The sequence below is a fragment of the Trinickia sp. LjRoot230 genome, from assembly GCF_964253315.1.
In the GTDB taxonomy this organism is placed as follows: Bacteria; Pseudomonadota; Gammaproteobacteria; order Burkholderiales; family Burkholderiaceae; genus Trinickia.
Genome location: NZ_CAXUQX020000001.1, coordinates 475,351 through 493,866, shown reverse-complemented (window position 1 = coordinate 493,866; position 18,516 = coordinate 475,351). Strand labels below are relative to the sequence as shown.

Below are 18,516 nucleotides of genomic sequence, written 5' to 3'. Positions count from 1 at the left end.
TTAGCCTGCCGGGCTCAAGCCCGTGACCACACGGCGGCGTGCAATGCGCAACACGACGAGCGCGGCGACGAGGCACAAGCTGCCGGAAACCGTCGACGCGACGGTGTACGTCCCGAGGCTCGCGCGCAGCAGGCCGGCACCATAAGCGGCGAATGCGGCGCCCAGTTGGTGGCCGGCCACGATCCAGCCGAACACCACCGGCGCGGCCTCTTTACCGAAAACATCGGTCGTCAGCCGCACGGTGGGTGGAACGGTGGCGATCCAGTCGAGCCCGTAGAACATCGCGAAAAGCGGCAGACCGTAGAAGTCGAAACCGAACGCGTGCGGCAAAAAAATGAGCGAAATGCCGCGCAGCCCGTAATACCAGAACAGCAAAACACGGCTGTTGAAGCGATCGGAGAGCCAGCCGGACAGCGTCGTGCCGACCAGATCGAAGATGCCCATTGCCGCCAACAATGATGCGCCTTGCACCTCGGTCATACCGTAGTCACCGCACATCGCTATCAGATGGGTGCCGATATAGCCGTTCGTACTCGCGCCGCAGACGAAAAAGCTGAAGAAAAGCAGCCAGAAATCGCGCGAGCGGCTGGCTTGCAGCAACGTGCCGAAGGCAAGCGCAAGCGGGTTTTGCATCGTGCCGGCGGCAGCAGGCGGCGCGTCGGGCGACTCGCCATAGGGCCGCAGCGCGACATCGGCGGGCCGCTCCGGCAGTAGGAACAAGACGAGCGGCACAACGATGCCGGCTGCCGCAGCGACGATCAACACGACAGGCCGCCATCCATAATGCTGCGCGACCGAGGCGAGCATCGGCAAAAAAACGAGCTGCCCGGTGGCCGAGCTCGCCGTCAGCAGGCCCATCACGAGCCCGCGGCGCTTCACGAACCAGCGATTGACGACCGTCGCACCCAGCGTGAGCGCCGCAACGCCCGTGGCGCCTCCCACCATCACGCCCCAGATCAGCACCATTTGCCACGGCGCGCTCATTAGCGATGACAACGCGACGCCGCCCGCCATTACCATCAGCGCGCCGAGCACGGTGGGCCGCACGCCGAAACGCTGCATCGCCGCCGCCGCGAACGGACCGGTGAGCCCATACAGCGCGATATTGACGGAGATGGCGAGCGAAATCGTCGCCCGGCTCCAGCCGAACTCGTGCTCGAGCGGCAACATCATCACGCTCGGCGTCGCACGCGTGCCGGCCGCCGCCAACAAGACAAGAAATACGACCGCGGCGGCCAGCCAGCCATAGTGAAACCGCCCTCCAATTCGTTTAGCTGCCCAATTCATCGGCACTCCTTTTTGATGACGCGCGGCACGGCGGCGCGTGGTTATTCGTTATCGATACGTTCCGACTTCCGACCTGCTCACCGTTGTTGTGACCGGCCTGTAACAAACATGAGTTGCCATCGTAGTGACTGATCGGTAACATGTCAAGCGAGTCACCCGAAGGAAGCCTGACATGAGCCGTACCATCACAGACCAAGCGCCAGCCCCCGCGCGAGCCCGTCCCCATACCGCCGGGTCGACCGCGCAGCAATTGCTGCTGCGTGCCGCCGGCGAGCTTTTTTATCAGGAAGGTGTGCGTGCGGTGGGCGTCGATGCCGTAGTGGAACGTGCCGGCGTGAACAAGATGAGCCTGTACCGGCAATTCTCATCGAAGGACGAATTGGTGGTGGCCTACCTGGAACAGGCAAGCGTGCGTTTTTTTGAACGTTTTGAGCGCAGCGTCGCCCAGCACCCGGGGAACCCCGTCCGGCAGATCGCCCAGTATTTCGAAGACCTTGCCAAGCGCGCGTCGATGGAGGGCTACCGTGGGTGTCCGTTCGTGAACGTATCGGCCGAATTTCCCGACGCACAGCACCCGGCGCGGCAATGCGTGGGCCGCAACAAGGCGCAATTGATGGAGCGCTTAACGACGCTTGCACGCGAAGCCGGCGCGAACGACCCCGATTACTTGGCGAACGCATTGGCCTTGGTGATCGAGGGCGTCTATGCGGCAAGCCAGACGTACGGCCCCGGCTGCGGGCCGGTCAAGGCTGCGCCGCGCCTTGCTGCACAACTGGTTGCCGCGGCCTGCCCGGTCAAATCGTAAGGCCCATCATGACAATCTGCCTCGCTTCACACGACGCGGTCGTCACCGCGACACGCCACTGGCTCGAACGTGCGGTCATCGGCTTGAATCTGTGTCCGTTTGCGAAAGGCGTGTATACGAAAAACCAGATCCGCTACGCACCGAGCGATGTGCGCGACGTCGAAGGCGTGCTGACCGACCTTGAAACCGAATTGAAGCGACTGAATGAAACGGACGCGGATGAACTCGACACCACGCTGCTGATCTTTCCGCACGTGCTGGCCGATTTTGATGAATTCAACGATTGCTTGGTCCTGGCGGATCGGCTGGTGACGCAGCTTCGCTTGCAAAGCGTGCTGCAAATTGCCAGTTTTCATCCGCAGTATCAGTTCGAAGGCAGCGCGACGGACGATATCGAGAACTACACGAATCGAGCGCCCTATCCGATCCTTCACCTGCTGCGCGAAGCGAGCCTGACACGCGCGGTGCAAGCGTTCCCGGACGCCGCCGATATCTACGAGCGCAACATCGACACGATGCGCCGCCTCGGCCACGAGGGCTGGCGCAGGTGGATGAGCGAGGACGACTGACCGCTTGCGGCTGACAATCTGACGCGACGTTGGGCGATGCCGGCGCACTATCCGCGCACTACGCCGCCGCGAAAAACCGTTCGCGAAGCGTATCGAGGCCCAGCGCGTCGAGCACTTCGGCGAGCCGCTCGGCGGGACGGCGGCGCGGCAGGTCTTTGTACTGGCCGATGATCAACTCGTTTTTCATCGAATGTTCCCAGCCGACGAGTTCGGTCACGCTGACCTGGTATCCATGCGCTTCGAGCTGAAGGCAGCGCAGTACATTCGTGATCTGCGCGCCGAACTCGCGCGTGTGCAGCGGATGGCGCCAAATTTCAGTAAGGGCGTTCGCAAGCGATTTGCCCTTGTTCCGACGCAGCACGCCCGCCACCTCGGCCTGGCAGCAGGGCACGAGCACGATATACCGCGCTTTTTTGTGCAACGCAAAGCGGATCGCATCGTCAGTGGCTGTGTCGCACGCATGGAGCGCGGTGACGATATCGACGGCTGGCGGCAGGTGCGGCGAATCGATCGATTCGGCCACCGAAAGGTTCAAAAACGACATGCCCTTGAAACCGAGCCGCGCCGCAAGCTCGGTCGACTGGCTGACAAGCTCGGCACGTGTCTCGATGCCATAGACGTGCGAACCCTCATCGCCCGCAAGCGACTTGAAAAAAAGATCGTAGAGAATAAAACCAAGGTATGACTTGCCGGCGCCGTGATCGACGAGCAGCACGCGCCCGTTGTCGCGCCGCGCCTCTTCAAGCAGCGGCTCGATAAATTGAAAAAGATGATAGACCTGCTTGAGCTTGCGGCGGCTATCCTGGTTCATCTTGCCGTCGCGTGTCAGGATGTGGAGCGCTTTTAACAGCTCGATCGACTGATTTGGGCGGATTTCGTAGGTTTTGGAAGACATCGTCGAAAGGCGCTGAGGTAAGTCGCCGCAAACGTGCGACAGCCTACAGAACTACAAGAGTAATCGCGTCAGTTTACCGAAAAGCGCGCAGCCGACGACTCGCTGCGTTGGAATATTTCGTGCTCGCACGGGGCTGACCGATTGCGTTGTGACGCATCAAGTTGACGAAAGGACGATAGGCATGGCTACGATACCCAACGGAGACGCCGAGCAAAAGTTTCAGGCCATGCTCGCCACACTCCTCGTGCCGCCAACGGGCTGGTCGGAAAAACAGCAAATCGAGCTCGAGATGGCGCGCGACATCTCCAACGAGATGCTGCATCTCGCCGAAGCAATGCGCGATTCGGACGACACCCGGCTCGAAACGCTGCTGACGCTGCTCAAGTACGCGAAAGTGGTCGACTTTATCCTGACGACGCTGGCTTCGCGGCGCGATATCCGGCCCCAAACGCTGCGCGTCATCTTCAAACTGGCCGGGTTGACAGTCGACGAGGCCTATCCGGGTTGACTACTGCGCCGTTTTGCGCGCCACGAGCCGCCATAACGAGGTGACCTCGGCCGAGCGAGCCCGATAAAGCGGGTCAGTGGCGTCCGTTGCCTTCGGATGCAGCGGCTTGATATCGTCGCGCCGCAGCACTTCGAGCCCACCTGCCTCGATCATTGCAACGAGCGCCTCACGCGCGCGAAGCCCGAGGTGTTCGGCAAAATCCGACAAGATCAGCCACCCTTCCCCGCCTGGCTCGAGATGGGCCGCTAGCCCAGCGAGAAAGCCGCGCAGCATCTGGCTGTCGGGGTCGTAAATGGCGCGCTCGACCGGTGAGCTCGGCCGTGCCGGCAGCCAAGGCGGATTGCAGACGACGAGCGGCGCACGCCCGGCAGGAAAGAGATCGGCCTGTACGACCTCGATTTGCGCCGCATAGCCGAGCCGCACGATGTTCTCGCGCGCACACGCGAGCGCGCGCGCATCACTATCGGTCGCGACGACCCGCTTCACGCCCCGCTTGGCAAGCACGGCCGCCAGCACGCCCGTGCCCGTCCCGATATCGAATGCAAGCGAGTTGGCAGGCAGCGGCGCGCGCGCGACGAGCTCGAGGTATTCGCCGCGCACGGGCGAAAACACGCCGTAATGCGGGTGAATGCGCGCGCCGTCGAGCACTCGGATTTCAACGCCCTTCTTGCGCCATTCGTGTGCGCCAATCAGTCCTTGCAATTCTCTCAGCGACACGATTGAAGGCGCATCGGCCGCACCGTACGCTTCGAGACAGGCCTCGCGTGCGTCCGGCGCGCGTCGCAGCGCGATCGTGTAGTCAGGCTCCAGCGGAATCAGCAGCATCCCCAGCGTGCGCGCCCGCTGCGCTTGGGCTTGGCGATGCAGATTGAAGGCATCGAGCGCGGCATCCGCCGGTTTGCGGGGTTTGCGCGGCTTGCGCTCGATGCGGCGCGCCATTGCCTGCAGCAATTGCCGCGCATTCTGAAAGTCGCCGCGCCAGAGCAAACCAACCCCCTCGCAGGCCAGGCGATAGGCCGCATCGGCCGTCGTGCGGTCATCGGCAATCGTCACGCGGCGCGGCGCGGGGTTGCCGGCTTCGGAGCGCCACTGCGCCTGCCGGGTAACGCCATCTTCGGTCCAGACGAGCTGGGCCACGGTTGTATCGGAAGTCACGGAGTCCTTGGACTTATTCAGAAGCAAAATGGCCGCGCGACGCGCGCCGCCGCCCTTTTCAAGATGACACGATACCGCGCTCGCGCCTTGATATGGCGCTCACCGGGCAACTTGATAGATCAAAAATACGCGATTTGGTCTGACATTTGGCAGGTCGCGCCGCTCAGCGACCGCGCAGGCGGTTCAATTCGAGATGCGACGAGGCATTCACGAGTCGTCGTACTGACCGACAAGATGGTGCGGACGTTTTTTGGGGCGGTACTCGCCCATCACGCGCCGTACCGGAAGGACTACGTGAGCGTGAAGCCAGCTCGATCGGCTCACGCGAGCTTAGAAGATCAACGTTTAATACAGGATGAACGTCGAAAGGTTGCGCAGCAATCGAACGTGATGACAAACCAGGTAGGGCCGGGACTGCAGCCCATCTTGCCCGTCGGAACATACGAAAGCTGTTGCAAACGGGACGCGTTCATATAGCAGGCGATGATGATTTCGAATCCGAGCGCGGGCAACCTCACCGCGCCAAACATTGGTGAATACTGGGTTGGTCAAGGCGGCATCTACGCCGGCGTCATGCCCGATTATTCCGGTCACGAGCCCAAGCATTTGATCTTCTCGGTCGACGAGGCAACCCGTGTGAAATGGGGCGGCTACCTGGTGCCCGAGCCCAACGCGAGGGACCGCGACGACGGCGCCGCGAACACGAACGCGCTAGTCGCATCGTCAACGGCGCATCCGGCTGCCCGGTGGGCCGATAACTACGAAAAGGACGGCCGCACGGACTTTCACTTGCCCTCGCGTACCGAGTGGGATGTGGCAGCCGTGACGATTCCGGACGCGTTCGTGCGAACCGATTGGTACTGGTCGAGCACGGAATATTCAGAGACGGCGGCGTACGGTCACAACTTCAATGGCCACCCGTTGGGGCATATGTACAAAACCTTTCCGGGCCGTGCGAGAGCGGTGCGGACCATTCCCGCCTAAGCCACCGGCGCCGCGCGCCAGACGTATTTCGTCCGATATCGTCTCCATGCGCTCGCATACACGCGCGTTCGCCATTCCAATGGCGAACGCGGGCGCGAGCCGCCCGTCGTTTATCGAAATCCATCGTACCGACTACGCATGTCAAGGAGAAACGAATGACTGTATCGCCCCACGCACCCGCGGCGACTCGAGCGCCCGCCATCGGCGAATACTGGCCCGGACAAGGCGGCATCTATGCCGGCGTCATGCCTGACTACGTCGGCACAGAGCCGAAACACCTGATCTTTTCTCAGGACGAAGCGGTGGACGTCAAATGGAGCGCCGACGCCAGAGTTGAGCCAGGCGCGCAAAGCCCGTACGACGGCGCGTCGAACACGCAGGCGCTGCTCGCGTCGCGCGCCGAACACCCGGCCGCCCAATGGGCCGACGCGTACGAAAAGGACGGCCACACCGATTTCCATTTGCCGTCGCGCCGCGAGCTCGACGTGGCCTATGTGACGATTAACGATCAGTTCGAGGCAAAGGATTGGTACTGGTCGAGCACCGACCGCGATGCAACGATGGCGTACGGACGCAACTTCGCCGGCATCGACCTCGACATGCTGTTCAAGATCATCCCTGGCCGCGTGCGCGCGGTGCGGACGATCCCCGCCTGAGCGAGGGCAACGCTCCACGCACCGGCCACGACGCTCAGACCGCCAAGCGACCGGCGCCGCGCGCGGCGGCGTGGGGGTGTCTCGGCAACGGGCCGCCTTCGAGCAGCAAACGCGTGGCGCCCGCCACGTCGAGCGGCTTGCTGTAAAGAAAGCCTTGCGCGTCGACGCAGCCGAGCGACAACAGAAACTCGCGCTGCGCGAGCGTCTCCACGCCTTCCGCAATGACGTTCAGCCCGAGCGTCTTTGCAAGCGTGATGATCGCGGTGGCGATCGCGCCGGTGTCGCCATTGCCAATGCCGTGAACGAACGTTCGATCGATCTTGATCCGATCGACGGGCAGCGTACGGAGTTGGCCGAGGCTCGAATAGCCCATGCCGAAATCGTCGATGGCGATACTGATGCCCGCGCGCCGAAATTCGCCGAGCCGGCGCGCCGCGATGTCAGGCTGCAGCATCAACGCGGTTTCCGTCACTTCGAGCTCCACGCAGGCCGGGTTCATTCCCGCATCGCGCAGAATTCTCCCGAACGTCTCGACGACATTCGCTCGCTGCAATTGCAGTGGCGAGACGTTGACCGAAATCCGCGGGAGCTTCACGCCCATGCTCCGCCACTGCGCTCCCTGGCGGCATGCCTCACCGAGCACCCATTCGCCAAGACGCGAAACGAGACCGGACGCCTCGGCGACAGCGACGAAGTCGGTCGGGCTGATTTCGCCCAGTTCCGCATCGTGCCATCGAACCAGCGCTTCGAGGCCGAGCAACTCGCCGGTGCGCATATCGACCTGCGGCTGGTAGTGCAGCGATAACGCGCAGGCATCGATGGCATGGCGCAGGCGTGTGGACAGCCTGAGCCGCGCGTCAGCGTCGACGCGCATCTTCGCGCGATAAAACTGATAGCAGTTGCGGCCGCGGTTCTTCGCCGCGTACATCGCGATATCGGCGGCCCGGATCAGCGTTGCGGCATCGCGCCCATCGCCCGGGAACACACTGATGCCGATACTCGCTCCGACCAGCAGATCGTGACCGCCGACCGCAATCGGCGTGGCCACTGTCGCCAATACCGCATCGGGCAATCTGCGCCACGTCTCGCTGTCATGGTGGCCATGGCCGCGCGCGACGATGATGAATTCATCGCCACCGTAGCGGGCCACCACGTCGCCCTCGGGCGCGCACGCAGCGAGCCGCGTCGCCACTTCGATCAGCAATTGATCGCCGATGGCATGACCGAGCGCGTCATTGACGGTCTTGAACCCATCGAGGTCGATGAACAGCACCGCGATGCGCTCGCGCGCCGGGTCGGCCTTCGCGACGATAGCCTGCAGTGTATTGGCGAGGCTGGCGCGGTTCGCGAGCCCGGTGAGGCTGTCGTGCTCGCTCAGCTCGCGCAGCCGCCGCGATCGTTCAACGAGCTTCGCTGACATGTCGAACGTGGTCTTCGCCAAGGTGAGCGGATAAACCACGGCCACCGGCACCCATGCCATTGCAATTAGCGAGTCCACATGAAACGGATGTATCGGCCCGCCGTTGAATGCCATTCCGACTAGCAACCCGCCAATGCTCGCAACGACACCAGACAGAAAGAGCCGCCAGCCGCCGATGGCCATGTTGTCGAGCGCAAACATTAGCAGGATGACGATCGTGCCGATCGGCTCGAAGTGGATGGCCGTCACAAGCCAGCCGCCCAGCGCGGCGTCGCAAAGGAGATGGGTCCGCTCGCGCACCAGCGGCTCGGCCGCGTGCCGCCCACGCAAGTAGGCGGCATGCGGCCAGACGAGGCAGATTGCAAATACGGAAGCGCTAAGCCACAACGGGGCATGCTGCGAACGCAGCAAAAGAAAGAACGGCAGCAAGCCCATGACATAGCCGAGCGAGCGGATTTTGTAGACGCGCCGCACCAAACCCGCACCCCGGCCCCTCTCACTCGGCTCCGACGTCAGCACGGTGTTCCCCCAAGGCTTGGCATTGTTATCCGAAGAGTAGACGATCGCCGCGCACCGCATATGTGCTTCGCCGCTATCAGACGCTGCTTTCGGCCCGCACTTCGGTTTGCGAAACACTCAGCACTCTGAAGCAAAACGAGTGCCCGTGCCCATGCTGAAGGGGCCGTATCGGAAGACAAAGCGTGCGCCACGCCTGCGAGCCGAAGCACACGACTTTTTTGCAACTGCGCCAGATCTTCGAGTAAAGCAGCTCGGGGCACAACTATCGACCTCGGCATCCATCCCCCAGCGCCTACGGCTGAGATCAATGGCTGCTGGCGGACCGGCTACCCGCCGGCTGGGCGGGCATCCTCAACACCAGCGCGAGCGGCACGCAGACGAGCATCGCAAAAGCCAGCACGTAGAAGGTTTCCGCGAAGGTCATGACAGCCGCCTGCACGTCGATTTGGGCAGCGAGCTGGCTCAAAGCCTGCATCTTCGCGTATGCGAGGTCGCCGCTGCGAGCGAGCCAGCCTGCGGCATTGGCCGCCAGCCGTTCTTGTCCCAGCACGGAGTTGCCCGTTAGCGATTCACGAATGGCTTCGGCATGAAAGCTGTTGCGCCGGTCGATCAGCACGCCGATGATCGCGAGCCCCATCGATCCCCCGAGGTTGCGCGCCATGTTGTAAAGGCCCGCGGCGTCGGCCGAATCCTCTTTGGACACCGATGCCATCGACGCTTGATTGAGCGGCATCATCGCGAGCATCTGCCCGACGCCGCGCAGCAGTTGCGACCAAACGAAGTCATGACCGGCGCTTTGCGCGGTCAAACCGGTGTCGATCCAGCAACTGAGCGCGAAGCAAAGCAGCCCGCTCACGACCAGCACGCGCAAATCGACCCTGCCGAGCAGCCGCGGCAGGATCGGCATGACCATAAACGCGGGGAGCCCCGCGAGCAGCATGATGCCGCCCGATTGCTCGGCGTTGTAGCCGGCAATCAAGCTCAGAAACTGCGGCACCAGATAGGAAATGCCGTAAATCCCCGCGCCGACGGCAACGACAATGGCGATCACGCTGGCATAACGCGGGTTGTTCAGCAGCGAAAGCCGCATGATCGGCCGGGGCGCGACGAATTGCGAAATGCCGATCAGCACGAAGCCGAGCATGGCGATAGCGCTGATCGCCACGATCTCGTTCGATTCGAACCATTGCAGGCGTTGCCCTTCTTCGAGCACGACTGTCAGCGAGCTGAGCCCGATCGACAGCCCGATGATGCCGGTCCAGTCCGCATCGACGAATGCGCGCCAGCAGGGGCGATCAGCCGGCAAACCGGCGATCAACAGCGTGACGAGCGCAGCGCACACGGGCAGGTTGATGAAAAAGCACCATCGCCACGAGACGTTTTCGGCGAGCCACCCGCCCAGCACCGGGCCTAACAGCGGCCCAAGCAGCACGATCAGGCCGAAAATCGTCATGCCGATCGGCAACTGCACGCGCGGCAGCCGCGTGCGGATGATCGTCTGCGCAGTCGGGATCATCGCGCCGCCGGTGAACCCCTGCCCGATGCGCCCCGCGATCATCAATACGAGCGACGTCGACAGTCCGCACATCATCGAAAACGCCATGAACAATGCGGCATTCGCGAGCAGGAAATTGCGCAGGCCGAATACGCGCGTGAGCCAGGCTGCAAGCGGAATCATCACGATTTCCGACATCAGGTAGCCCGTCGAAATCCAGGTGCCTTCGGTGCCGGTGGCGCCGACCGCACCTTGAATCTGCGGCAACGCCGAATTCGTGATCGAGATGTCGAGCGTGGCCATCAACGCACCGAGCGAGCCGGCGGCGACGGCAACCCAATCCACCGCGCTCGCCCGCTCGGCGCCAACCGGCACGGTATCAGCCATCAGCGTTCTCGGCGACGACACGCTGGTCGTCATCGCGCGCCGAGCGCGTGTCGACATCGACGGTAACCGACCATCCCGGCACCAGGATATTGCGCGTTTGCGGACCGGTTTCGATGCGGATGCGCACCGGCACGCGCTGCACGATCTTCGTGAAGTTGCCGGTTGCGTTCTCGGGCGGCAGCAGCGCGAATTGCGCGCCCGTGCCCGGAGAAAAACTGTCGACGACACCATGCAACTCGACGCCATGCAGCGCATCGATATGGAGCGTTGCGCGCTGACCCACGCGCATGCGGCGCATCTGCGTCTCCTTGAAATTGGCCGCGAGATAGACGCTTTTCACGGGCACGATCGTCATGAGCCGCGTGCCCGGCTGAACGTATTGGCCAACCCGCACGCTGCGATCGCCGACGCGCCCCGCCAGCGGACTGACGAGCGTCGTGTTCTCGAGATCGAGCTTGGCCTGACGCTGGCTCGCGCGCGCCGCTTCCAACTGCGCCCGCGCCTGGGCGATCTGCGCCGTCATCGATGTCACCTGCGTTTGCGCGGAACGGATGGCGGCAGCCTTGGCGTCGACGGTAGCGCGCGCCTGATCGCGCGTGCTCGTCAATTCGGCCAGACGCTCAACCGTTGCCGCGCCGGCCGCGGTGAGCGGTGCGTAACGGCGCACGTCGGCCTCGGCGTGCACGCTGGCCACACGTGCCGCCTGCCACTCCGCTTCAGCCTGTGCCACTTTCGCCACTTGCTGGTCGATGTCGGCGCGCGCTCGCGCGAGGTCGGCATCGCGCGCGTCGACCGTAGCCTGCGCCTGATCGGCTGCGGCTTGATACTGGCGCGCGTCGAGGCGCGCCAGCGGCGCCCCAGCGGCAACGGCCTGGTTGTCGCCCACCAACACCTCGGCGATATAGCCGCCGATTTTCGGCGCAATCGTCACGCTGTCGGCCTGCAAGTACGCATCGTCGGTGCTCTCGATGAAGCGCCCCACGCGCCACCAATGTCCGAGCCAAACCGCGCCGGCGACCAGGAGCACGACCAGCAGCGCAAGCAGCCATCCGCGTTTTTTCGGGCGCGCAGGCCCCGCGACAGGGTGCGCCGATGACGGCGCAGTTTGTCGCTCAGCAACGGCGTTGGTCGTGGCCGACATGATTTGTGATCCGCCTTGATTCGTTGAAAGTGAGCACGAACGAAATTATTCCAGTCGGAATAATTGTGTCAAGTGATATATTTTTGCCACTTGTATTTTTTGCACCTTCGTATCGGCTGGTCGAAAGGAGAACGAACATGAGCGAAGCGAAGCGCCTTCGCCACCCCGCCGAAGGCGGCTATGCGCGTGGCGAAGAAACGCGGCTGCGCATTATTGGTGCGGCAATCGAGGTGTTTGGCGAACGTGGCTTCGAAGCGGCATCGACCCGCGATATTGCGGCGCGCGCCGGCGTCAACGCGCCCGCGTTGCAGTACTACTTCGCCAATAAGGAAGGGGTGTATCGCGCGTGCGCCGAACATATCGCGTGCGCGGTCTCGACGCATTTCGAGCCTGTCTTGCAACGGGCTCGCGCAACGCTTGCGTCAGCAGGCGACGACACGCCTGCGTTGATCGATGCGTTCATCGCCATTCAAGAGGCCATCGCCGACCGGATCTTTCTGTCGCCGGCCACGTCGAGCCAGCGGCTTTTTTTCGTGCGCGAGCAAGCGGGGCAAGAGCCGCCTGGAGCGTCAGACATTCTGGAGCAACGCATGCGCGGCCCGCTGAACCGTGTGGGGCTGGCGTTGATCGCCCGGATTGGCGGCACCGCGACCGACGATCCGATTACGGCCATCCGATTGATGAGCCTGCACGGTCAGATGATGCCGTTTCACGTGGCGCCGCGCGCCGCGCTGACGCTGCTCGGCTGGCCGCAGTTCGACGCCGATAAACGCCTGTTGATCAGAACCACGGTGCAAGCGAACGCGCGCGCGTTATTGGAGATGTGGAGCGCCGAACGCTTGGAGCCTGCCGTCATAACAAAAGGCAAAAGCTCGGCGCCGAGCAAGGCTACGAAGCGCCCACGGACGCGCTCGTGAACGCGCCCGTGTGGTCAATGGCCCACGCTACGCCTGTGCCACCACGAGTTGGCGCTCGGTGCGAAACCACGCCACGACTGCACCGATACATAGGAGTGCTAAGCATACGATCGGCACGATCATCGGGCCGAACGCGCTGCCGCTCATCTTGCCCGCATAGGGCATCAGGTTCTGGCTGAAAAAACCGCCGAGATTGCCGATCGAGTTGATCGCCGCCACGCTCGCCGCTGCGCGCGCGCCGCTGAAATAACGCGGCGGCATCGACCAGAAACAAGGATAAAGCAGCGGGATGCACGCGCCACCGAGTACCAATGCGATAAAGCGAAGCGCTGTAGTGGGAAGCAACAAGCTGCCCACGAAACCGAGCGCGCTGATTGCAGCCACCACTGCAATTGCCTTGAGAATCCCATTGCTGCGGCGCAGCCGGCTCGGCAAATAGAGCAGCAGCAACACGGCGATACCCCACGGCAGCATGCTCAACAATCCATTCGTGGTGCTCGATACGCCAAACGACTTCACGAGTGTCGGCAGCCAATACGTCACGCCATAAAGCGAGGTCGACATCAGCATATAGGTTGCAGCAAACAGCATGACGCGCGGATCGAGCAACGCTTTCCACGGATGTTCGCGCGCAGCATCAGCTGGCTTTTCACGCTCGAGTGCCGCCAGCGCAATCTGCTTTTCCCGCGCGTTCAGAAAACGGGCTTCGGCAAGCGTTGCCGGCAACAGCTTGAAGACAGTCAGCGCAACGAACACGGCGGGCAGGCCCGTTGCGATAAATACCCACTGCCAGCCGGCCAGCCCGCCCACGCCGTCCAAACTCAGCAGCCAGCCGCCGACGAGCGAACCCAGCATATTCGCCAACGCGCTGCCGAGCGTGAAAATACCGAGCACGCGCGTGCGGTAACTCTGAGGAAACCAAAGCGTGAGGTAATAGATGACGCCCGGATAAAAACCGGCTTCCGCAATGCCCAGCGCCAAACGCAACGCGCAAAAGATGCTCATGGACGTGGTAAATCCCATCAGCACCGTAATGACACCCCACGTGAGCATGATGCGCGCGAGCCAAAGCCGCGCGCCGAAGCGATGCAATGCGAGCGTGCTCGGCACTTCGAACAGCAAATAGCCGATAAAGAAGAGTGACGAGGCAAGGCCGAACGCGGCCTCCGTCATCCCCAGGCTGTGCACCATCTGCAACTTGGCAAAGCCGACGTTTTGCCGATCGATAAACGAAATCAGAAACATGATGACGAGAATCGGCATCAGCCGCCGCGCCATTTTCGCCATTACGTGGCGCTCCTCCGCGCCCGGCCGATCAGCGGTATCGTTTGCGTTCACTGCTCACTCCTCGTGTGTCTTGTGTCTCGATTGAATGTCGAAGGGACGCCTACGCGTCATGCGCCCTGCTTGGTGGTTTCATCCGACGCCGCATATCGAGCGAGCATCGGCACGAACATTTCCTGCCAGCGTCGCGGCTTGGCCTTGATCGTTCCGGCCATGAACAGAAAATCGACGTAATCCATCAACTGATTGGGCTGCACCGAAAAATCGGTGTCCGGGTCGGCGAGCATTCGCACGACGTCTTCTACGCTTACCTTCACGCTCGACGCCGCTACATAGATCGCGGCCGCGGCACGCAGGTCAGCCGCGATGAATCGGTTCGCTTCATCAAGCGCATCGAGGAACGTCGCGGCCAACGCCGGTTCGGCGTCGATGAGCTTCTTGGGCGCGAAGACCACATCGAGCGTGAGCGGACCCAGCACATCACGCGCGCTCAGCACGCGGCGAATATCCGGCGCCCGCAACTCCAGATAACAAAACGGGGGCGAGGTGAAGTGGGCCGTCACGCCCTGCGATCGATGAATCAATGCCTCCATGGCCTGCGGATGCGGCAGATTTACGGTCATCGCATCGAGCCGCGCGAACGCACGCGCGCCGAGCAGTTTCGCAACCGACATTTGCAGCACGACGGCTGATAACGACGTCCGAATGCCCGGCACGGCAATTCGATCGGTGGCCGAAAAATCGCGAATCGATCGGATCGACGCCTTATTCGTGTTGAGCCAGAGCGGCGCGCGACTCAGCCCGCTGATGCCAATCACCTCCACGTTGGGAATGCCGCGAGCTCGCGCCCACAGCTCGATGAAGCCCGGCGCACCGGTGCCCGCAAAATCGAGCGTACCGGCCATCATCGCGTCGTTGACCGAGTTACCGCCGTCGAGCAACACCCAGCTAACGGAAACGGGCCCAACACCGCGGCGTGCCGCATGCTTTTCGAAAAGCGCGAGCTTTTCCATGACGAGCAACGGCAGATAAAGCACGCCATAGCCCTTCGAGATGCGGATCTCGCGCGAGCGCGCAAACACAACGGCTGGCGCCATCGCCGGTGTCATCACAGCGCTCAGCGCCGCGATCGTCAACGCGCGGCGGCGGCGGTCGGCACTCATCGGCAAGACGTCGCCTCGCGTGTGCTGCGTGGTATCAATTTCGTCTCCTCGTCAGGGCTCGCGGGCTTCGTCTATTCGCGCCGATAATGTGCATGCACCGCCAGCTCGTTTTTCATGACGAGGATCGTAACGGTCGAGTCTGAGAAAATGCTGACAAGCCCGATTCGGGAAAACCCGCGTTCCGCTCGGTCCGAATGAAAGCGATGGCAATAGCAACACCAACAGCAACACGAACGGCAGAGATAACCTGATGCGCATTCTCGTCGCGGAAGACGACGCACACATCGGCGACGCCATCCGCAATCGCCTAAGCCGGCTCGGGCACGCCGTCGACCTCGAAACGGACGGCGCAACAGCCTATGCGCTGCTTGGCACCGAACACTTCGACCTGGTCGTGCTCGACGTGATGCTGCCCTCGATGGACGGTTTCACGATATTGCGTCGCCTGCGCACGGCCGGCGGCACGACACCGGTGCTGTTGCTGACCGCCCGCTCGACCGTCGACGACCGCGTAAGCGGCCTAAGCCTGGGCGCCGACGACTACCTCGTCAAGCCGTTCGACTATCGCGAACTCGATGCCCGCGTGCAGGCGCTGCTGCGCCGGCGCAGCGGGCATGCCAACGATCTGATCAAAGTGGGCCAGCTCGTCATCGATCGAAATGCGAGGCTTGCTGAACTCGACGGCAAGCCGCTCTCCCTCTCGCGCCAGGAATTCGCGCTGCTCGAGATTCTCGCCAGCCGTCCGCAGCGCATTTTCTCGAAGGACGAACTGCTGAATCAGCTCTTTAGTTATGGTCGCGAGCCGAGCGTGAATGCGGTCGAACAATATGTCACGCGCTTGCGCAAGAAGCTGCAGGCAAGCTCGGTCGAAATTCGCACCGCACGCGGAATGGGGTATCAAATTGCGGCCATCTGAGTGGTTCGCGAAGACGCTTTTTGGCCGCACACTGCTTTTTATCGCGCTGGTCGTGGCCTCGGGCGCGGTCGCGCTCGCGGTCATCGCGCGCTACTACGCGGGCGTCGCGGCCGAGCGTGCCTATGATCAGCTGCTCTCGGGCGCCGCCATTCAAGTGGCCGAGAACCTTTACGTGCAAGGGGGCGTGCTGGCGCTGAACCCTCCAGTGGCGGCGTTCGCAACGTTATCGAGCTACGACATCGTCTATTACAAAGTCGTCGATTCGCGCGGCATCGTCGTAGCCGGGTATTCCGATTTGACGAGCCGCGCCGCATTGAGCGAGGCGCAACAAGGTCCGGTCTTCCAAAACGGACAGTACCAACATCAGCGCGTGAGAATCGCGACCGTCGCGCGGTATATGCCCGAGGAGGCCGTGCCCGGTTGGGCCGTGATCACCGTCGCGCAGACAACCCACGCACGCGCTCAGCTCACGAACGAGATGAGCTTCAAAGTGTGGACGCTGATCGTGCTGATGAGCCTGCTCGCCATCGGCGCGAGCGGGCTCGCCATCAAACGCGGCTTGCGCCCGCTTGCGCAGATCGAAGCCATCATCGCCGCACGCGACACCGCCGATCTGCGGCCCGTCGCAGTCGACACGCCAAGCGAAATCAACGCCATCATCGGCGCGATCAACACGCTGATGCAACGCTTGGCGCAGCGTATGACGTCGATGCAGCGTTTCATCGCCGATGCCGCGCATCAAATGCGCACCCCGCTTGCGCGCCTCGATGCGCAAATCGAGTTGCTCGGTGCGGATATCGATTCCAACTCCAACGCCAATTCCAATGCCGCTCATGCGCGCGAACGGCTCGATGCACTTCGGCGTACCTGCACCGACGTCGGCCGGTTGACCGGACAGTTGCTCAATCACGCGATGGTGATTCACCGCTCCGAAATCGTCGCGTTGCAACCGCTCGAACTGAATGCGCTCGTCAAGGAGGTACTCGGGCGTGCTATTCCGCTCGCCGACGAGCGCGATGTAGCCGTTGCCTTTCGAAGCGATGCGGCACAAACGCTGATTTTCGGCGATGCCATCAGCCTGGGTGAGGCGTTGTCGAACGTCCTTCACAATGCACTTTTGCACGGGGGCGCCGACGACATCGATGTTTCGGTGTCCTCAACAAAAACATCAGTAGAACTAACGATCCGGGACAACGGGCGCGGTATTCCGCAATCACAATGGGACACCGTGCTGTTGCCGTTCGTGAGCCTGCAGCAAGACGGCTCCGAGCGCAGTATCAGCCGCGGCACGGGCTCGGGCTCGGGCTCGGGCCTGGGGCTCGCCATCGTCAGCGAGGTAATGAAAGCGCACGGCGGCGGTATCCGGTTTTCGTTTCCCGCCGCAGGTGGGTTCGCGCTGACGCTGAACTTTCGGCCCTACGTTTCAAGCTCGGCGTGAGGCCCGCGACGTCGACGTTACACGACGCGGCGGGCCCAACGTCTTGCTCATCGCGTCGCGTATCACGTCGGCGAATGCCATAGCGGCGCGCGGCAGCGTGCGCCCCCGTTTTTTGACGAGCGCGATTGGGCGCACAAAACGCGGGTCGTCGATGGGCCGCACGACGAGCGCGCGCTCTGCGCGAATCTCGCGGGCGGACGCCGGCAAAATGGTAATGCCTAGCCTCGCGCGTACCATCGCCACCGCGGTCATCATGTACGTGGGCTCGCAAGTCAGCACGGGCGCGCGGCCGGCCTCGTTCAGCGCCGCATCGACGACGGCTCGCACGCTCGTGCCCGCCGCCGTCAAGACGAGCGGATGCTCGACGATATCGTCGAGCGCGATCTTGCGCTTCGTCGCCACGGGATGGTTGCGCGGGCACACGACGCATAGCCGGTCGGTCGCACGGTACAGCACCTCGAGCGAGGCATCGACCGTGTCGCCTCCCGTGACGCCGAGGTCGGCGTCCTCGTTGCGCACCAAGTGCTCGACCATGCTCGCGACCACATCGCGGATCTCGAACGTCACGCCGGGCTGCATCTCGGCGAACGCGCGCACGCACTCGGGCAATACACTCGCGGCAAACGACGGCAATGCAGCGAAGCGCACCCTGCCGCGCGCGCCGTCGGCAAGCGCTCGCGCATCGTGCAGCAGGTTCTCCATGTCGTGCAACGACTTCTGCAATAGCGGCAGCAACTCCCGCCCGAGCGCGGTCAGCGCCACGCTGCGGCTGTTCCGATCGAAAAGCCGCGCGCCGACCACCTCTTCGATCCTTCGAATCTGCACCGTCAAAGCGGGCTGCGACAGATGCAGCCCCGTGGCCGCCCGGGTAAAGCTACCAGTTTGCGCCACCGCAACGAATGCACGAATGTCGCGCAAATTAAGATCTATCATCGTTTGTGATTGCTGCAATCAAATCATTTCAATTGTTTTATCGC

General features: G+C 62.7%; 17 protein-coding genes. 8 read left to right on the top strand and 9 right to left on the bottom strand.

From position 1 onward, the window contains the following. Positions 1-1,287 carry an MFS transporter gene (locus ACSQ20_RS02425; RefSeq protein WP_436017100.1) on the bottom strand — a complete coding sequence of 429 codons (1,287 nt, stop codon included), beginning with the start codon at positions 1,285-1,287 and terminating at the stop codon, positions 1-3. Positions 1,288-1,459: 172 nt separating this feature from the next. On the opposite strand from ACSQ20_RS02425, the gene ACSQ20_RS02420 reads away from it, so the two are divergent. Next, complete coding sequence (locus tag ACSQ20_RS02420) at positions 1,460-2,092, top strand: TetR/AcrR family transcriptional regulator (protein WP_436017098.1); 633 nt, start codon at positions 1,460-1,462, stop codon at positions 2,090-2,092. An 8-nt stretch (positions 2,093-2,100) separates the two neighbouring features. Then, positions 2,101-2,661: a DUF1415 domain-containing protein gene (locus ACSQ20_RS02415; protein ID WP_436017096.1), complete on the top strand. Its 561-nt coding sequence runs from the start codon at positions 2,101-2,103 to the stop codon at positions 2,659-2,661. Between the two features lie 58 nt (positions 2,662-2,719). Here ACSQ20_RS02415 and ACSQ20_RS02410 read toward each other — a convergent pair whose 3' ends face one another. After that, complete coding sequence (locus ACSQ20_RS02410; protein ID WP_436017094.1) at positions 2,720-3,556, bottom strand: class I SAM-dependent methyltransferase; 837 nt, start codon at positions 3,554-3,556, stop codon at positions 2,720-2,722. Between the two features lie 181 nt (positions 3,557-3,737). Here ACSQ20_RS02410 and ACSQ20_RS02405 point away from each other — a divergent pair, with 181 nt between their 5' ends. After that, positions 3,738-4,064 (top strand): DNA-binding protein, encoded by a 327-nt coding sequence (locus ACSQ20_RS02405; protein ID WP_436017092.1) that lies wholly within the window; start codon positions 3,738-3,740, stop codon positions 4,062-4,064. On the opposite strand, the gene ACSQ20_RS02400 is transcribed toward ACSQ20_RS02405, so the two are convergent. Beyond that, positions 4,065-5,219 carry a methyltransferase gene (locus tag ACSQ20_RS02400; protein ID WP_436017090.1) on the bottom strand — a complete coding sequence of 385 codons (1,155 nt, stop codon included), beginning with the start codon at positions 5,217-5,219 and terminating at the stop codon, positions 4,065-4,067. Between the two features lie 483 nt (positions 5,220-5,702). Between ACSQ20_RS02400 and ACSQ20_RS02395 the strand changes: the two genes are divergently transcribed. Together ACSQ20_RS02395 and ACSQ20_RS02390 are read left to right on the top strand one after the other, a co-directional pair. After that, positions 5,703-6,203: a hypothetical protein gene (locus ACSQ20_RS02395; RefSeq protein ID WP_436017088.1), complete on the top strand. Its 501-nt coding sequence runs from the start codon at positions 5,703-5,705 to the stop codon at positions 6,201-6,203. Positions 6,204-6,358: 155 nt separating this feature from the next. Further along, positions 6,359-6,859, top strand: coding sequence for a hypothetical protein (locus tag ACSQ20_RS02390; RefSeq protein ID WP_436017086.1), 501 nt, complete (start codon positions 6,359-6,361; stop codon positions 6,857-6,859). Positions 6,860-6,893: 34 nt separating this feature from the next. On the opposite strand, the gene ACSQ20_RS02385 is transcribed toward ACSQ20_RS02390, so the two are convergent. The 3 genes from ACSQ20_RS02385 to ACSQ20_RS02375 all read right to left on the bottom strand — a co-directional run bounded on the left by ACSQ20_RS02385 (position 6,894) and on the right by ACSQ20_RS02375 (position 11,821). Further along, positions 6,894-8,798, bottom strand: coding sequence for a putative bifunctional diguanylate cyclase/phosphodiesterase (locus ACSQ20_RS02385; RefSeq protein WP_436017084.1), 1,905 nt, complete (start codon positions 8,796-8,798; stop codon positions 6,894-6,896). A gap of 304 nt (positions 8,799-9,102) precedes the next feature. Next, positions 9,103-10,680 (bottom strand): MDR family MFS transporter, encoded by a 1,578-nt coding sequence (locus ACSQ20_RS02380; RefSeq protein WP_436017082.1) that lies wholly within the window; start codon positions 10,678-10,680, stop codon positions 9,103-9,105. Beyond that, positions 10,673-11,821: an HlyD family secretion protein gene (locus ACSQ20_RS02375; RefSeq protein WP_436017080.1), complete on the bottom strand. Its 1,149-nt coding sequence runs from the start codon at positions 11,819-11,821 to the stop codon at positions 10,673-10,675. The genes ACSQ20_RS02380 and ACSQ20_RS02375 overlap by 8 nt, the downstream gene beginning before the upstream one ends. A gap of 137 nt (positions 11,822-11,958) precedes the next feature. Between ACSQ20_RS02375 and ACSQ20_RS02370 the strand changes: the two genes are divergently transcribed. Continuing rightward, positions 11,959-12,738 (top strand): CerR family C-terminal domain-containing protein, encoded by a 780-nt coding sequence (locus tag ACSQ20_RS02370; RefSeq protein ID WP_436017078.1) that lies wholly within the window; start codon positions 11,959-11,961, stop codon positions 12,736-12,738. 27 nt (positions 12,739-12,765) lie between these two features. Here ACSQ20_RS02370 and ACSQ20_RS02365 read toward each other — a convergent pair whose 3' ends face one another. Both ACSQ20_RS02365 and ACSQ20_RS02360 read right to left on the bottom strand, forming a co-directional pair. After that, positions 12,766-14,076: an MFS transporter gene (locus tag ACSQ20_RS02365; RefSeq protein ID WP_436017076.1), complete on the bottom strand. Its 1,311-nt coding sequence runs from the start codon at positions 14,074-14,076 to the stop codon at positions 12,766-12,768. Positions 14,077-14,132: 56 nt separating this feature from the next. After that, positions 14,133-15,185, bottom strand: a complete 1,053-nt coding sequence (locus ACSQ20_RS02360) for an ABC transporter substrate-binding protein (protein WP_436017074.1) — start codon at positions 15,183-15,185, stop codon at positions 14,133-14,135. Between the two features lie 250 nt (positions 15,186-15,435). Between ACSQ20_RS02360 and ACSQ20_RS02355 the strand changes: the two genes are divergently transcribed. Further along, a complete protein-coding gene (locus tag ACSQ20_RS02355; RefSeq protein ID WP_436017072.1) occupies positions 15,436-16,101 on the top strand; it encodes a response regulator transcription factor in 666 nt (221 codons plus the stop codon). Beyond that, complete coding sequence (locus ACSQ20_RS02350; protein ID WP_436017070.1) at positions 16,088-17,539, top strand: sensor histidine kinase; 1,452 nt, start codon at positions 16,088-16,090, stop codon at positions 17,537-17,539. Before ACSQ20_RS02355 ends, ACSQ20_RS02350 begins: the two co-directional genes overlap by 14 nt. Here the strand turns inward: ACSQ20_RS02350 and ACSQ20_RS02345 are convergent. Beyond that, positions 17,525-18,469 carry a LysR family transcriptional regulator gene (locus ACSQ20_RS02345; protein ID WP_436022869.1) on the bottom strand — a complete coding sequence of 315 codons (945 nt, stop codon included), beginning with the start codon at positions 18,467-18,469 and terminating at the stop codon, positions 17,525-17,527. The two genes, ACSQ20_RS02350 and ACSQ20_RS02345, sit on opposite strands and share 15 nt — an antisense overlap. Positions 18,470-18,516 lie beyond the last annotated feature (47 nt).

Bases quoted from the DNA above. Each gene is read 5' to 3' on its own strand.
- ACSQ20_RS02425 (WP_436017100.1), bottom strand. From the start codon at position 1,287: ATGAATTGGGCAGCTAAACGAATTGGAGGGCGGTTTCACTATGGCTGG.
- ACSQ20_RS02420 (WP_436017098.1), top strand. From the start codon at position 1,460: ATGAGCCGTACCATCACAGACCAAGCGCCAGCCCCCGCGCGAGCCCGT.
- ACSQ20_RS02415 (WP_436017096.1), top strand. From the start codon at position 2,101: ATGACAATCTGCCTCGCTTCACACGACGCGGTCGTCACCGCGACACGC.
- ACSQ20_RS02410 (WP_436017094.1), bottom strand. From the start codon at position 3,556: ATGTCTTCCAAAACCTACGAAATCCGCCCAAATCAGTCGATCGAGCTG.
- ACSQ20_RS02405 (WP_436017092.1), top strand. From the start codon at position 3,738: ATGGCTACGATACCCAACGGAGACGCCGAGCAAAAGTTTCAGGCCATG.
- ACSQ20_RS02395 (WP_436017088.1), top strand. From the start codon at position 5,703: ATGATGATTTCGAATCCGAGCGCGGGCAACCTCACCGCGCCAAACATT.
- ACSQ20_RS02390 (WP_436017086.1), top strand. From the start codon at position 6,359: ATGACTGTATCGCCCCACGCACCCGCGGCGACTCGAGCGCCCGCCATC.
- ACSQ20_RS02380 (WP_436017082.1), bottom strand. From the start codon at position 10,680: ATGGCTGATACCGTGCCGGTTGGCGCCGAGCGGGCGAGCGCGGTGGAT.
- ACSQ20_RS02375 (WP_436017080.1), bottom strand. From the start codon at position 11,821: ATGTCGGCCACGACCAACGCCGTTGCTGAGCGACAAACTGCGCCGTCA.
- ACSQ20_RS02370 (WP_436017078.1), top strand. From the start codon at position 11,959: ATGAGCGAAGCGAAGCGCCTTCGCCACCCCGCCGAAGGCGGCTATGCG.
- ACSQ20_RS02360 (WP_436017074.1), bottom strand. From the start codon at position 15,185: ATGAGTGCCGACCGCCGCCGCCGCGCGTTGACGATCGCGGCGCTGAGC.
- ACSQ20_RS02355 (WP_436017072.1), top strand. From the start codon at position 15,436: ATGCGCATTCTCGTCGCGGAAGACGACGCACACATCGGCGACGCCATC.